The 15286-nt window shown below is 34.3% G+C and carries 13 protein-coding genes; 7 read left to right on the top strand and 6 right to left on the bottom strand.

What is annotated here, in order from left to right:
* Positions 1 to 41: 41 nt before the first annotated feature.
* Positions 42 to 1217 carry an HlyD family secretion protein gene (locus ATO12_RS05300; protein WP_034239780.1) on the bottom strand — a complete coding sequence of 392 codons (1176 nt, stop codon included), beginning with the start codon at positions 1215 to 1217 and terminating at the stop codon, positions 42 to 44.
* 373 nt (positions 1218 to 1590) lie between these two features.
* Here ATO12_RS05300 and ATO12_RS05295 point away from each other — a divergent pair, with 373 nt between their 5' ends.
* From ATO12_RS05295 to ATO12_RS05275, 5 genes are all read left to right on the top strand, one after another.
* Entirely contained in the window at positions 1591 to 3876 is a 2286-nt protein-coding gene (locus ATO12_RS05295; protein WP_051575631.1) for a lantibiotic dehydratase family protein, read from the top strand.
* Between the two features lie 101 nt (positions 3877 to 3977).
* On the top strand, positions 3978 to 4847 hold the full coding sequence (locus tag ATO12_RS05290) for a thiopeptide-type bacteriocin biosynthesis protein (protein WP_034239777.1): 870 nt from the start codon (positions 3978 to 3980) through the stop codon (positions 4845 to 4847).
* The gene (locus tag ATO12_RS05285; protein ID WP_081801972.1) at positions 4844 to 6553 is read left to right on the top strand and encodes an AraC family transcriptional regulator; all 1710 of its coding nucleotides are present in this window, start codon (positions 4844 to 4846) and stop codon (positions 6551 to 6553) included. The genes ATO12_RS05290 and ATO12_RS05285 overlap by 4 nt, the downstream gene beginning before the upstream one ends.
* Positions 6554 to 6676: 123 nt before the next feature.
* On the top strand, positions 6677 to 6886 hold the full coding sequence (locus ATO12_RS05280; protein WP_034239771.1) for a hypothetical protein: 210 nt from the start codon (positions 6677 to 6679) through the stop codon (positions 6884 to 6886).
* 262 nt (positions 6887 to 7148) lie between these two features.
* Entirely contained in the window at positions 7149 to 8876 is a 1728-nt protein-coding gene (locus ATO12_RS05275; protein WP_034239768.1) for a helix-turn-helix domain-containing protein, read from the top strand.
* 821 nt (positions 8877 to 9697) lie between these two features.
* Here the strand turns inward: ATO12_RS05275 and ATO12_RS05270 are convergent.
* The 5 genes from ATO12_RS05270 to ATO12_RS05250 form a co-directional block, all read right to left on the bottom strand.
* Positions 9698 to 10177, bottom strand: coding sequence for a hypothetical protein (locus ATO12_RS05270; RefSeq protein ID WP_034239766.1), 480 nt, complete (start codon positions 10175 to 10177; stop codon positions 9698 to 9700).
* A 223-nt stretch (positions 10178 to 10400) separates the two neighbouring features.
* Positions 10401 to 10622: a hypothetical protein gene (locus tag ATO12_RS05265; protein WP_034239762.1), complete on the bottom strand. Its 222-nt coding sequence runs from the start codon at positions 10620 to 10622 to the stop codon at positions 10401 to 10403.
* Between the two features lie 57 nt (positions 10623 to 10679).
* Entirely contained in the window at positions 10680 to 10931 is a 252-nt protein-coding gene (locus ATO12_RS05260) for a hypothetical protein (RefSeq protein WP_034239759.1), read from the bottom strand.
* Positions 10932 to 11280: 349 nt separating this feature from the next.
* Positions 11281 to 12819 (bottom strand): Rne/Rng family ribonuclease, encoded by a 1539-nt coding sequence (locus ATO12_RS05255; RefSeq protein ID WP_034239757.1) that lies wholly within the window; start codon positions 12817 to 12819, stop codon positions 11281 to 11283.
* A 286-nt stretch (positions 12820 to 13105) separates the two neighbouring features.
* The gene (locus tag ATO12_RS05250; protein WP_024768281.1) at positions 13106 to 13396 is read right to left on the bottom strand and encodes an HU family DNA-binding protein; all 291 of its coding nucleotides are present in this window, start codon (positions 13394 to 13396) and stop codon (positions 13106 to 13108) included.
* A 130-nt stretch (positions 13397 to 13526) separates the two neighbouring features.
* Here ATO12_RS05250 and mutY point away from each other — a divergent pair, with 130 nt between their 5' ends.
* Together mutY and ATO12_RS05240 are read left to right on the top strand one after the other, a co-directional pair.
* Positions 13527 to 14585: an A/G-specific adenine glycosylase gene (mutY, locus tag ATO12_RS05245; protein ID WP_034239752.1), complete on the top strand. Its 1059-nt coding sequence runs from the start codon at positions 13527 to 13529 to the stop codon at positions 14583 to 14585.
* 217 nt (positions 14586 to 14802) lie between these two features.
* The gene (locus ATO12_RS05240) at positions 14803 to 15264 is read left to right on the top strand and encodes a single-stranded DNA-binding protein (protein ID WP_025664476.1); all 462 of its coding nucleotides are present in this window, start codon (positions 14803 to 14805) and stop codon (positions 15262 to 15264) included.
* The last annotated feature ends 22 nt before the right edge of the window (positions 15265 to 15286 follow it).

Below are 15286 nucleotides of genomic sequence, written 5' to 3'. Positions count from 1 at the left end.
CTTATCATTTCCATATTCATTTTTTCAATATTCAGTAGTCATTATTTAGCATATACTGCTTCTGCTATAGTGGGACTCGATGGGTTAAGCCAATCATCTACTTTGTCATAAAGTAATTCATACAGAGTGCGTTGTGTAAGTTGAAATCGTGCGCTTAATGTCATCCCTTTGTTAAAACTCCCTTTAAAACCATTTTTAAGTTCGAGATGTCCCTGGTCGATAGCACAGCGTACTTTAAAAACAGGTCGTTCATTAATGATATCTACATCTTTACTGATCTCGAGGATTTTTCCGGTAGCCAGTCCCCATTGGTTATAGTTAAAAGCATCGATCTGAAAATTCACCGATTTATTTCGACTCACTAATCCTATATCTGATGGTGAGAGGTAACATTCTGCAACCAGTCCGGTATCAGGAGATATTTCGGCAATCGTTAGCCCTCCAGCGATTAAACTACCCGGCTCGATACCCAAAACATTTTTAAGAATCCCATCTATAGGTGCTATGATCACCAGTTCTTTTTGGTTTTGTTCTAGCTGTGTTAATCCCCCTTTTAACTCTCTTATAGTGTTGTGATATTCTGTTACTGTAGCCTGCCAGTTATTTTTTTGTTGTTTTCGGTATTGTTGTAGCGTACTCGATGCCAGTTGATGCTCAAAAGCACTGTTCTCATAATCGACTTTGGCAACCACCCCTTTTTCAAACAGTTTTTGGTTACGCAGATAATCGATTTTTGTTTTTTCAAATCGGGTGCTTAGCTCTTGTATTTTTTGAGTGAAGTACAGATATTCTTTTTGGTAACGTGCCGATTGTATGTTGTTAAATTTCGGCTTAGCCGTATTGATCAGATATTCGCAATCTGCAATAAACTGCTCGGTCTCTTCGATCTGTGTCGAGGACCGGGTAATTTGTTCTTTTACTACCGAAGTATTGGTCATAAGCAAAGTATCGCCTTTATTTACTTTTTGATTATCAATCATATTTACATAAACAACTTTACCTGATTGAAGTGGAGTAATAGCAATACGTTCTTTACTAGGCCTTAACATTCCTCTTGCGGTGGTATAGATATCGATCTTGATAAATGGCAAAAGGGCCAATGCAATGACAAAAGCAACCAATATCGTCGTGTAGATCATTTTACTTCTGCTGCTATGCTCAAACTGATGCACCTCTATGGTGTTTTCTATAATTTCTTTTGGAAATAACTGTTTCATACCGGATATTCTTTAAACGTTAACAATGGATTGATACATGATGATAAAATGATCCATCAGAAAAGTGGTGAGTTGTGAAATGAAATTGATCAGTACGTGTATCATAAGTTTTGATTTTTTTAAGTGAAACTAAAGCGACTGCTACGTTTTTTGATTTGATCAAATATACCCTCGATAAAGCCCCAAAAACAAAGGAAAGAAGTCGTGATTCATGAAAACAAACACTGAATTCCCAGAATACAGACTTTTAGTTTAAAATGGTAATCAATTGATTATCATATAGTTTTGTTATAATTATCTAAAAGAAATCTTAAAACAGAAAATAGTATATTTATATCCTGTTAAAATAAGTATAGAATAATACCAACACCTCTTGAAACAAAAAAACCCATATACCTTCTTTGATCAGTTTTGTCTAAGAACTCCCCTTTTATCATTAGATTTTTATCATAACCTTACCAAAGAGAAGGAGATACCTGTAGAAAGATTTAAAGATGTCTGGAAAAATGATAGCATTAGAGAAGCTATTTTTCTGGCATCACCAGAGTTATTTTCTGAAATCGAGAAATGGTTATCCGGGCAGCTTAAAGATGTTAAAAAGAAGAAACGATTAGCATCGTCTTTATTAAAATATTTATCCAGGATGAGTTCGCGTTGTACTCCTTTTGGATTATTTGCCGGTTGTAGTATAGGAACATTTGGTAAGGATACGGCAATAGAATTGTCTAATTATGATACTCATCAAAGGCAAACGCGGTTTGATATGAACTTTTTGGTAGCGTTCTCACAAAAGATGGCCAAAGAAGAAGTTATCAAAAAACAGCTATTGTGGTATACCAATAATAGCCTGTATAAAATCGGAGATCAATATCGATATATAGAATATAAGTATAATCAATATAATCGACGAGAACATTCTATAGAGGCAGTGGCCTATGCAGAGTATCTCGAAGCTATAATCGAAAGTGCCAGAACAGGTAAAAAAATAAACGAATTAGCATCTCTCCTGGTTGATGACGAAATTACACACGAAGAAGCTTCAGAATTTATAGATGAATTGATAGACAATCAAATCCTGGTGAGTGAGATAGAACCCTCTGTAACCGGAGGTGATTTTTTAGAACAGTTAGAAACCTGTTTGAGTCAGATAGAAGGTACTGATGCTATACTAACAGAGATTGATTCCTATAAAAAATTTCTGGAACAAATAGATCAGAAACTGGGTAATGCATCTGACGAATACCTAAAACTTAGTGAACGGGTAGGACAGCTAGAAACGCCTTTTGAGTTAAAATATCTTTTTCAGACCGATATGTATACCCAGGCACAATCTAATCAATTAAATATACGATGGGGATATAAGTTAACTCGGGCATTAGAACTGTTAAACAGAATGACTAGTGCTTCGTCAGAAACGCACTTACAAAAGTTTAAAGATGCATTTACAAAACGATACGAAACACAGGAAATCCCCCTGGCTACTGCTTTAGATACCGAAGTAGGTATTGGATACCTGCAGCATCAGAATGCTAATGATTCTACTTCTTTTTTAGATGATCTGTATATCCCATCAAAACCAGCTTCAAAACAGGATATGCACTGGACTCCGGTACAGGAAATTTTAAATAAGAAATTACAACATATACATAAAGAGAACCAGTATACCCTATCGCTCGAAGATAAGGATGTCGAACATCTCGAATTAGACTGGAGCGATTTGCCCGATACCATGTCGACGATTGCTCAAATCACAACGGTTGATGGCGAAGAAAAGATGATATTTTCTTCTGTAGGAGGATCCTCTGCGGCGAATCTGTTAGGGCGGTTTTCTACCGGAAACGAGGATATTTTAAAACACGTACAGGGTATTGCAGCTGTAGAACAAGAAATGAATCAAAACCAGATCCTGGCCGAAGTTGTTCATTTACCAGAATCCAGGACAGGTAATGTGATCCGTAGAGCAACCATACGGGAGTATGAAATCCCGTATTTAGGAAAATCTAATGTCCCTCTAGAGCAGCAGGTTGCCATATCAGATTTAATGATATCGGTACGATATGGTCATATTATACTACGCTCTAAAACACTTAATAAAGAAATTATTCCTCGTTTGACCAATGCTCATAACTATAGTGTTAATGCCTTGCCGGTATATCATTTCTTATGTGATATACAAAAACAAGGTGGTCGATCGGGCCTTGGGTTTTATTGGGGAGAAGCGTTAGAGAAGCATACTTTTTTACCCAGAGTGGTATATAAAGAGTTTGTATTGGCAAAAGCCCGATGGAAGATCACTATGGCTAACCTGCCTTTTCTAAAAGAAAATAATGAAAACGATAGGATTGCAATGATATCCACCTGGAGAGCAAAACATAATATACCAAAGATGGTACAATTGATCGATGGGGATAATACTTTGCTGATCCATATGGAGAATACAAACTCGATAAACATGTGGTTAGATACTATAAAAAATAAAAAAACATGCATATTAGAAGAGTTTTTATTTGCAGAAGAAGGACAGTCTGATGAGCAAAAAGGTATCGTACAGCAAGAAGGTATGAGTTATACCAACCAGTTTGTAATCTCACTGTATAACAAAGAAAAACTAGAGCAGGCAAGAAAGAACACCGAAGCATTAAAAGCCGTTGAGGCATAAGATAAAGTAACATTTTCGTCACATCGAGTGATCCTACGATAGGAGGATTGTATCGAGATGTACTTTGGATTTGTTAAAAACACAAAACAAGGGCATACTACATGAGTACAAAAAGAACATATATACTGGGGGATGAATGGCTATATTATAAAATATATTGTGGTGCCCGTACATCTGATGTCATCCTTACCGAAACCATAAAACCACTCACAGCACAATTATTAGAACAGGGCCTGATCGATTCCTGGTTTTTTATACGATACGGAGATCCCGATTTTCATATCAGGATACGATTTCGTTTACCCGATGTACAAGCAATAGGAACCGTGATTTTGCAGATTAATGCTGCGATGCAACATTATATAGAACAGCGGGTAGTATATAAACTGCAAACCGATACCTATATACGAGAATTAGAACGCTATGGTACAAATACTATAGATGCCTCAGAAACCTTGTTTTTTTATGATAGTGCCATGTTGCTGGATGCCATAGCGTTGATCGAAGATGAAGAATTGTACTTTTTATTTGTAGTAAAAGCGATCGATAGGTTATTAAACAGTTTTGGCTATGAGCAACAACAAAAATTAGAGTTGGTAACCCGAAACAGCCTGGCGTTTAAGCGAGAATTTCATGCCGATAAAGGACTTAATAAACAATTAGATAAAAAATATAGAGGATTAAAAAGCAAGCTTTCTTCTTTTTTGGAGACAACTTCTATGCAAGAAGACTATAATATCCTGGATGATTTGCTGGATCACAAAGCAAAACAATCATTAGCAGTAGTACAAAAGATTATGAAAGCACAGCAAGATAAGCAGTTAGAAATGCCATTAGACGATTTGCTAAGCAGTTATATACATATGCTGGTAAACCGTGCCTTTAGATCCAAACAACGATTTTATGAGTTGGTGTGTTATGATTTTTTAGTACGATATCAAAAAACAAAAGTAAGCTATACCGTATCATGAAAAAACGAGTACTTATCGTTAGTATCTTTTTTTTATATATGATCCCGGGGATTGCCCAGGATACGGGTACGTTTACCATCCCGGATTCGTTAAAGAGTAAGACTCTGGATGAGATTGAAGAATTAAGTTATCAATACTATCGTGATACCCTTAAATACGAGATTTATTCGAATACTTTCCTTGCCAAAGCAAAACTGAAAAACGATTCCTTAGCATTGGCGAAAGGGTATCAACTAGTGTCTTATAATAATAGTAAGAATTTTCCTGTTAGATTAACGAATTTAGATAGCTCAATTGCATTTAGTAAAAACTTAAATCATAAAAGATTTCCTGCGATTTCTTATTCTATAAAAGGAGGTATATATAAAGAAATAGGAAATTATGATAAGGCACTAGATAATTATTTGGCTGCTTTAAAATATTCCAGCGCATCCAATAATAAAAACTTTTATTATTTAACCAAACACAATATTGGTAGTATAAAAAGAGAAATTGGAGAACTTAATGATGCAGCTAAAATCTTTAAAGAGGTCATAGACTATGAAGAAGGTAATAATATAGGTGGAAAAGGGCATTTAGCAACTATATTACATTTAGCAGATTCGTATAGAAAATTAGAATACAGAGATTCTGCTACTTTTTATAATACCAAAGGAATACAAGAATCACTTAAAGATAGTTTAGATATTTACCCTTTTTTTGTACTGAATGAAGGTATTAATTTATTCTATAAACAACAATATCAGAGGTCACTAGATAGTATTTATAAAGCACTACCGTTTATTGAGAAATATAAGCCAAGAGTAGAGGAGTCATTGGTTAATGCTTATATACATCTGGCAAAACTCTATAAAGAATTTGGTGAAAACGAAAAGTACCTGGAGTATTTATTAAAAATTAATCAATCTTATGAGCGTTCGGGGTTTGTTTCTAAGGAAATGCGAGAGGGCTATGAACTATTGATTGATTATTATAAATCGATAGATGATAAAAATAAGCAGCTATACTATATTGATAAACTGTTTGCAGTAGATAGTATCCTGGATACCAATTATAAAAACCTGAGTAAAAAGATCGTATTAGAATATGATACCCCTAAACTATTAGAAGAAAAGCAAAATCTAATTGATGCTCTAGAACAAAAGGAGAAAAAGACAGGTGTAAAATTTATTATTGCTGTTATTTTTGCTATAGTGCTAATCATTATTGTGGCTGTGATCTATACCAAAAATGTGAGGTATAGAAAACGTTTTAAAGAATTGATGCATGTACCAATCCTGGATACTGCTATGTCAAAAGAAGTATCGGATAAGCATCCTGCCACACCAGAAGCGATAGGGATTTCTGAGGATATTGTAAACGCAGTCTTAAAGGGCTTGCAAAAGTTTGAAGATAAACAAGGCTATTTATCGACTAATATTACTACCGGGGAATTGGCCAAAAAACTACAGACCAATTCTAAATACTTATCTAAGATCATTAATACCTATAAGCAAAAAAGTTTTAGTGTGTATATTAATGAATTGCGTATTGACTATGTAATCGAAAAATTAAAGCGCGAATCCAAATTTAGATTATATACCATCAAGGCGATTTCTCGCGAAATTGGGTTTAATACTACCGAAGCTTTTTCTAAATCTTTCTACAAAAAGACGGGAATTTACCCTTCTTACTTTATCAAGCAGCTTGAAAAGGAAAATAGATAAAGTGTTGATTTTTAGTTTTTTAAAAGTCTGATTTCTTAGAATACAGACTGGTACTTCCTTTTTTTGCCTTATTTTTTTAAGGTTATCCCCTACATTTGTTTTGAACTCAAAACATAAAAACTCATGAAAAATCAACATCAAACAAAGAAGCTGGGATTAAAAAAACTAAACATTACCTTATTAACATCTCATAAATTATCACAGATAAAAGCTGGTAACATAGAAACAGGAGGTATACATGGGTGTGATCAATCTGGGCCAGGTTGTCGAAGTATATATCCTCCTCAATGCGGTAATCAAACAGATATTAAAGACCTTGCTGCATATAGATAAACATACGTTACAATTGTAATACATTATTACTGATTTTGTTCATCAAGAAGTAGTAAAAAATAATCGTCCTGGCGTGTCTAAGCCAGGACGATTATTTTTTTAGAGATTATACCATTTGTTGTTTGAATTTGCTAGAAAAGAAAATTAGTATTTTTTTGCTTCAGTGAAGAAGAAAAATCAAGCATAGCAGGGCTACGGTTTATTTTTATTCTGAAACTGAGGTGAAAAAAGACCATTTTATTACGGTAAATCCAAATAATAAATGGTATTATCTATTATTTCAATACTTTTGGTAGACGAACCAAAACCGATTATGCGAACCACCTATCTTGCCCTGTTTATCTTTTTGTTCTCATTTTTTGGGTATGGTCAAAAATTTCAAATCCCGGATTCGTTAAAGGATAAAACTATTAATGAACTAGAAAATTTAAGCTATGAGTATTATCCCGATACGCTCAAATACAAAATATATTCAAATACATTACTTGCCAAAGCAAAAGAATTAAAGGACTCTCTAGGATTGGCAAAAGGATATCAATTAGTATCTTATTATCGTGGTGAAGATTTCCCTACAACATTGGCATATTTGGATAGTTCTATTGCTGTAAGTAAAAACTTAAATCATAAAAGATTTCCTGCAATTTCTTATTCGGTTAAAGGAGTAACATATAGAGAAATGGGAGATGATTATAAAGCGTTAGAGTGCTTTTTGGCAGCGGCAAAATATTCTAAAAAAACAAATAATATAAGTTTTTATTATTTGACCAAACATAATATTGCTAGCATAAAAGAAGAGATTGGTGAAGTTAGAGAAGCTATCTCAATTTATAAAAAGGTATTACAATATGAAGATGACAATAATATAAAAACTCAGGGACATCTTACAACAATATTACGTTTAGCGGATTCTTATAGAAAAATAAGTCTTTTTGATTCTGCTACCTACTATAATAGAAAGGGATTTCTTTTAGCATATGAGAAAAAAGATGAAATTCTTGATTTCTTCACTTTTAATGAAGGAGTTAATTTATTTCATAAGAAAAACTACCAAGCTTCATTGGATAGTATCAATAAATCAATACCTGTTATTGAGAAATATAGACCATTAATAGGTGAAGAATTATTTATTGATGCTTATACACATCTAGCTAAACTCTATAAGAAATTTGATAACAAAGAAAAACATCTTGAATATCTGTTAAAAATAGACCAATCATACAAGCGTTCGAATTACGCTTTTGTAGAAATGAGAGAAGGCCATAAAATGCTGATTGATTATTATAAATCAAAGGATGATAAGAATAATCAATTATATTATATCAATCAATTACTCGAAATTGATAGTATTTTAGATGAAAGGTATAAAAGCATAAATAAAAAAATAACGAAAGAATTTGATATTCCTAACTTGCTTAATGAAAAAGAAGAAATTATTGCCTCGTTAGAAGCAGAAAAGAGTAGCAGTGCTACTCAAATCCTGGTGATCTCTTCTTTGTTGATACTAAGCCTGGGTGGGGTGGGCTATTATTACTATAACCAGCGCCGTTATAAAAAACGATTTTTGCAACTACTCGATACCAATACACCACAAAAAACTACACCAGCACCTAAAGATAAAACCGGGATCACTACCATAAGCCCCGATACCTTAGAGCAACTGCTGGCACATTTAGAAGAGTTTGAGAAAAAGCAGAAGTACCTTGCTTCTAATATTAATTCTAAAGACCTGGCCAAAAGCTTTGGGTCTAACTCCAGCTATTTATCGTTGGTGGTTAATACGTATAAGCAAAAGACATTAAGCCAATACATCAACGACCTACGTATCGATTTTGTAGTAGAGAAACTACAGTCTGATTCAAAATTCAGGAAATATACGATTAAAGCTATTGCGCAAGAGGTCGGTTTTAATACCGCAGAGGCGTTTTCTAAAACGTTCTATAAAAAAACGGGGATATACCCCTCGTATTTCATAAAAAAGCTGGAGGAGTGAGATTTTGGGTTGGTTTTGTCATTCCGGACTTGATCCGGAATCTACATTGCGTAGTACGTGATTGTGGATTCCAGCCTTTAGTTTATCCTGGGCCCTTCGATAAACTCAGGACAGACCTGTCGAAGGACTGGAATGATACATTACATTAATTAAAATGTAATGTCCCTTCGGGTGGTGCGCTTTTAGGCGCGGTGTATCGAGAAGCTTTTGAGAGTTAGGATATATTAAATACTTGCTTATTGTTTTAATCTACTCTAGAATCCATCATCCTTGTCATTCCGGACTTGATCCGGAATCCACGACTAGGAGTAGTATTATGATGCAAAGTCACGAGTTTTGGATTTGGCGGTATAAAACGCTAGACCTCACAGGTCTTAGAGACCTGTGAGGTCTGATTAGAGCAAAATCTTTAACTACAGCATCTAAATTTTTACTCCGGTATACCCTCTTTTTAACTACCAAGGCCATGCTATGCGTCTTTTTGACCTTCTAACGGGCCTTTTTGACGAAGTTTTTAAGCTGTTGCTTTCAATTTTTAAAAGGATACTCTAAAATTTCAAGACTTTACCTTAAAATTTTAACCTCCGCAGTGCAATTTTTAACCCAATGCGTTAAAAATTGCATGAACCGAGTTAAACCGAGGGCCTTTTTGGTCCATCAGAAGATCTTTTGGGTTAAACTATTGCATAATCCGGGCAATGTCGTTTAGTTAAGGGTAAGGTTTAAAAGCACTTCGACAGGTCTGTCCTGAGTTTATCGAAGGGCTCAGTGTGACCTAAAACTTAACTAAATGCCATTGACAATCCGGGTTAAAAGAAAAGCTATTCTTCTGTTTCATCGGTCTTAGGAGCACTTTTGGTACGGGCAAAAAACTGTTTTAGCTCTGCTACTTTTTCGGTAAATCCGGGTTTACCTGCACCTTTGCTATATTGTGAATATGAATAATCATTTAATGCATCCTGGTAATTATCATAATCATGCAAGATTTTGGTACTTTCTAAACGATAGGCGAGGCTCTCGATACGTCCCAAAAGACTTTCTGTAAATACGCGAGCATTATAATCTTTTTCAAACTCTTTCCAATCTACATCGGGAGAGCTTAATACACTACTATGTTGGCGATAATCCCAAACCTTATTAACAAACAATTTGTTTTTTTCATTAATCGCCTTGTAGTCCTGGCGCTCTCTTTCGGTTAATGCCGATAGCTTATCCATAAATATGGCTTCCAACTGGGTAACCAGCATTTTTGCCTTTTCTTTCTCATCTTTGGTAAGTTGATCTTCGATAATATTTCTCATTTTTTTATGATTTAATTTAGTATTGAGATATTAGTATTGAGTATTGAGATGTCTGAAGTCAAGGGTCAGGAGACGGGGGTCAGAAGTCCGAAGTCGGGAGTTAGGAGTCAGGTGTTGGGATTTGGGAGCTAGAATAAAAATAACATCTAACTTCGACCATTCATTCCTAATTTCTCATTCTTCAATATTCGTTATTCAATATTCAGTGTTCATTATTCGACATTCATGATTCATTACTCTTCTCCTCTTCTTTTATTTTTTGTTGTATGTTGTCTAATATATGATACATTGTGATTACATCTTTACCGTTAATTTTTACAGGAGGATTGATCCGGGTAAGCACATTATGTACAATCTCTGGGGGTGCTTTTGTTCTCATTGTCATTTTATGATTCACCAGTTTTTTTTGATTTGCAGGTAATTGATTGTAACGTATAAAAAGCATAAGCAGGCAGTTTATGATTGATCTCTAAGCAGGTTTGTTCTGGGTTTATCAAAGGGTTTAGGGAAATATTGGACTATTACACAAATTATTGTTTTTAAGAAGTACTATATTTCTTGCTTTATAGATCAATTGTATTGCATCGTCGCTGGATTTACCCTGCGCATAGAGCTTATTAATCCAATTATACAGTATAATTTCGTAGGGGCTATGATGTACCAGGTTATACATAAATTCATCGGTTTTAAGATGCAATGCCTGTAGGATATCAGACATAAATTCGGCTTTATTTTGATATGGATTGGTTTCCATAGGAGATAGGTTTTGTTGAACCAAATGTAAGGGTGTAATGTGCTTGAAAACAAGGGAGGTATATCGGTTTTTATCAAAACAGACTAATGAGGTAAGAGAAGAAATGTGATTTAGAAGAGATTGTTATGTTTGTTACTTGGACTTGATCCGAGATTCATATTTGTAGTACGTGATTATGGATTCCAGCCTACGCTGGAATGACACATTACATTAATTAAAATGTAATGTCCCTTCGAGTGCCACGCTTTTGGGTGTAGTGTATCGAGAAGCAATCAGAGGTTTTCTTTGACAGGTGTGTTAACCATCAAAAACAAAAAAACCCAGCACTGTCATCAGGCCGGGTTTAATTTTATTTTATCAATTCACCATTTTTATCGTGAAAATGATATTCTAAATACGTGTAAGCGTCTCTAGGTACAATCTTTACCCATCGTTTATGGTTAAAATACCATTTTGATCGGGTGGATGGAAATCCTTTGGTTAAAAAAGCTGCAATAAAAGGATGCGCACTTAGCGTTATCTTTTTATGATCTTTTTTAATTAATTTTTCTAATTCGACTTTAATTTTTTCTACCAATACTATAGGCGCCTCAACTTCGCCATTTATTCCGTTGGGATCTTCCTCCCGGGTTTTGATATTCATTTCTGGTCGAACACGCTGTCGCGTGATTTGAATCAGGCCAAATTTACTTGGCGGTAAAATTTTATGCTTCGCCCTATCGTCTTTCATCTCTTCTCGTAATTGATTGAAGAGGGTTCTACGGTTATCTGCATTATTCATATCGATAAAATCGACTACAATAATACCTCCCATATCTCTAAGACGCAGTTGGCGGGCTACTTCAGCTGCACTAATAAGGTTTACCTCTAGTGCAGTATCTTCTTGGTTTTTGGCTTTATTAGATCGGTTACCGCTATTTACATCGATTACATGCATCGCTTCTGTATGCTCTATAACCAAATAAGCACCCTTACTCATAGACACCGTCTTGCCAAAACTTGTTTTGATTTGCCGTTCAATACCATATTTTTCGAAAATTGGTATTTTAGGATTATGAAGTTTTACAATTGATTCTTTTTTTGGAGCAATTTCTTGCAGATACTCTTTGATTTGGTTGCAGAGATCTTCATCATCTACAACAATAGAAGTAAAAGTGTCATTAAATACATCTCTTAATATAGAAGATGCTCTATTCATTTCACCTAGTACTTTTGAAGGATGATGGGCTTTGTGCATTTTTTTACACATGCTTTGCCATCGTCCCATTAGATTTTCTAAATCTTTGTCTAGTTCTGCTACTTTTTTGCCTTCTGCTACTGTACGTACAATAATTCCGAAACCTTTTGGCTTAATACTTTTTACAAGCCTTTTTAAACGTTCTTTTTCTTCTGAAGATTCTATTTTTTGAGAAATAGAAATTCGATTCGAAAAAGGAACTAAAACAATATATCGACCGGCAATCGAAAGCTCTGAGCTAATTCGAGGGCCTTTGGTAGATATCGGTTCCTTTACTATCTGTACTAATAGTGATTGATTTGATTTTAACACATTGGTAATAGTACCGTGTTTATCAATATCGTTCTCAAAAGGAAAATCCTTAAGAGAATAATTTTTTAATTTACCTGTGCTTACACGTTTTATGAATTTAAGTAAAGAAGATACTTGAGGACCAAGGTCGTGGTAATGCAAAAACGCATCTTTTTCATAGCCTACATTAACAAATGCAGCATTTAGACCTGGGACAGATTTACGGATTTTGGCAATAAAAATATCACCCACCGAAAAATCGCTGTCGTCTTCTTCCTTATGTAATTCAATTAGTTTTCCATCCTTTAATAAGGCAAAATCCGTAGAGGAACCTGACCTAATGATCAATTCTTTGTTCACTCTGATTAGATTTTTATCCCGATAATTATCGAGATGGATTAAACAATTTTTTCACAGGAATTTTTACAATTCCGTTGAAATAAAACAAAAATACCGGTAGTGGGGTACTATGTCTTATTTCGATTTCAAAGAACTTAACTTTTTAAATGAAAAAAGTAGTTAGAAACTACTTTTTCTTATGGCGGTTGGCTCTTCTTCTTTTTTTACGCTTGTGCGTAGCTACCTTGTGTCTTTTACGTTTTTTACCACTTGGCATAGTGTGTACTGTTTTATATTTATAAATTATTTATTTTACTTCTACGTTAGTTTTTACACCTTCTACAAATACTTTTGCAGGTTTAAACGCAGGTATATTGTGTGCAGGAATTTTGATCGTAGTATTCTTAGAAATATTACGGCCTGTTTTCTCTGCTCTGGTTTTGATTATAAAACTACCAAATCCTCTAAGGTATACATTATCTCCACTCTCTAGTGAGCTTTTTACCTCTTCCATAAAGGTTTCAACCGTTGCCTGAACATCACCTTTTTCTATTCCTAATTTTTCTGAAATTTTTGCTACAATATCTGCTTTAGTCATTATATTACCTATTTAGGGGTTTTTAAATTTTCAAGGGGGCAAATATAAGAATTTAAAATCCAAAATATCAATACTTAAGATGATATTTTCATCTTTAAACGTTTAATTTTGCAAAACTTATAATTTTACTATGATATTTTCTAAAAAACTCATTACGTGGTACTTACAAAATAAAAGGTCGATGCCATGGCGAGAAACTAAAAATCCATATCATATTTGGCTCAGTGAAATTATACTTCAGCAGACCAGAGTGGCGCAAGGATTACCTTATTATATGTCGTTTACAGAAGCTTTTCCAACGGTATTTGATCTTGCAAATGCAAATGAAGAAGAAGTGTTAAAATTATGGCAGGGATTAGGATATTATTCTAGAGCCAGAAATCTGCACGCTACTGCAAAATATGTTGCAAATGATTTAAATGGTGTTTTTCCTAATACATATAAAGGTCTCATACAATTAAAAGGAGTTGGCGATTATACAGCGAGTGCTATTGCTTCGATATGTTATGCCGAAGCAGTTCCTGTAGTAGACGGAAATGTATATCGGGTATTGTCACGATATTTTGGAATCGATACTCCTATTAATAGTACAAAAGGAGTAAAAGAATTTAAAGAGCTTGCGATAACCCTAATGGATCATGAAGAACCTGCATCTTATAACCAGGCAATTATGGAGTTTGGTGCATTACAATGCAAACCCAAAAGTCCATATTGTATTGTATGTCCACTACAAGATAGTTGCGAAGCACTTAAAAATGGAAAAGTAGATATATTACCAGTCAAAATCAAAAAACTAAAAATTAAGAAACGCTACTTTAACTATTTGGTGTTTTTTACAGAAGATAAGAAAACGATCATCCAACAAAGAGTAGGTAATGGTATATGGAAAGGATTATATGAGTTTCCTTTAATAGAAAGTGATGCCATAGATACAGATGCTATTGCATCTCATGCTGTTTTTAGAGAAATGATAAAAGATAAGGAGTATGAGATTATCCCGCACCAACAAGAGGCTATTGTGCATAAATTATCTCATCAGCATTTATATACGCGATTTTATATTGTTAAATCAGATATACCTTCAAAAATAAACGAGGATCAAAAAATTGTTGATTATGAAGAAATACATACCTATCCCGTTCCTATTCTGTTGGGTAATTTTATAGATACCTTTTTTCAGCAAAACTGATGAGTTTAGAACCCCAAAGTACAACAGGTTAAAAAGATCTAAAACCTAAGTTAAGACCATTGAGGGATCATTTATATATTAATTTTTTTATTACATTTACTATAAACAAAGCTATTTGAAGTTACTTTAAAAAATAAGAAGTATTAGGATAGCGTTATTTAATACAGTTTGTCATTTCTTTGCAGTGATAAACCAAAACAACAAACCATAAACTAAAATGTCTGGAACACTAAATAAAGTAATGCTTATAGGGCATACGGGTGATGAGGTAAAGATGCATTATTTTGAAGGAGGTAGTTGCATAGGCAGATTTCCTCTTGCTACTAATGATTCGTATGTGAATAAAAGCACAGGAGAACGCGTAAATACTACAGAATGGCACAATATCGTGGTTAGGAATAAAGCTGCAGAAATTTGTGAGAAATACCTTAATAAGGGAGATAAGGTATATATTGAAGGCCGTCTTAAAACCAGAAAATGGCAAGATGAGCAAGGAAAAGACAGGTATAGTACAGAAATACAATGTACAGATTTTACTTTTCTTACACCTAAGAATGAGAACCAGCCTTCTGAGCATAAACCTCAGAATACACCTCAAACTAACACACCTGCTACAAGCAATTCGCAGGAAGTTTCATCTAATTCACCAGCAACAGAAGATGATGATCTTCCGTTCTGATATGTCTAACTAAACAAAGATA

This window comes from Aquimarina atlantica, assembly GCF_000626715.1.
In the GTDB taxonomy this organism is placed as follows: Bacteria; Bacteroidota; Bacteroidia; order Flavobacteriales; family Flavobacteriaceae; genus Aquimarina; species Aquimarina atlantica.
Note: the sequence above shows the minus strand (reverse complement) of the source record. Positions and strands in the feature narration are given on the sequence as shown.

What these genes read in the sequence shown, in the direction of transcription:
- ATO12_RS05300 (WP_034239780.1), bottom strand. Translation starts at nt 1,217, where the DNA reads ATGAAACAGTTATTTCCAAAAGAAATTATAGAAAACACCATAGAGGTG.
- ATO12_RS05290 (WP_034239777.1), top strand. Translation starts at nt 3,978, where the DNA reads ATGAGTACAAAAAGAACATATATACTGGGGGATGAATGGCTATATTAT.
- ATO12_RS05285 (WP_081801972.1), top strand. Translation starts at nt 4,844, where the DNA reads ATGAAAAAACGAGTACTTATCGTTAGTATCTTTTTTTTATATATGATC.
- ATO12_RS05280 (WP_034239771.1), top strand. Translation starts at nt 6,677, where the DNA reads ATGAAAAATCAACATCAAACAAAGAAGCTGGGATTAAAAAAACTAAAC.
- ATO12_RS05275 (WP_034239768.1), top strand. Translation starts at nt 7,149, where the DNA reads ATGGTATTATCTATTATTTCAATACTTTTGGTAGACGAACCAAAACCG.
- ATO12_RS05270 (WP_034239766.1), bottom strand. Translation starts at nt 10,177, where the DNA reads ATGAGAAATATTATCGAAGATCAACTTACCAAAGATGAGAAAGAAAAG.
- ATO12_RS05265 (WP_034239762.1), bottom strand. Translation starts at nt 10,622, where the DNA reads ATGCTTTTTATACGTTACAATCAATTACCTGCAAATCAAAAAAAACTG.
- ATO12_RS05260 (WP_034239759.1), bottom strand. Translation starts at nt 10,931, where the DNA reads ATGGAAACCAATCCATATCAAAATAAAGCCGAATTTATGTCTGATATC.
- ATO12_RS05250 (WP_024768281.1), bottom strand. Translation starts at nt 13,396, where the DNA reads ATGACTAAAGCAGATATTGTAGCAAAAATTTCAGAAAAATTAGGAATA.
- mutY (WP_034239752.1), top strand. Translation starts at nt 13,527, where the DNA reads ATGATATTTTCTAAAAAACTCATTACGTGGTACTTACAAAATAAAAGG.
- ATO12_RS05240 (WP_025664476.1), top strand. Translation starts at nt 14,803, where the DNA reads ATGTCTGGAACACTAAATAAAGTAATGCTTATAGGGCATACGGGTGAT.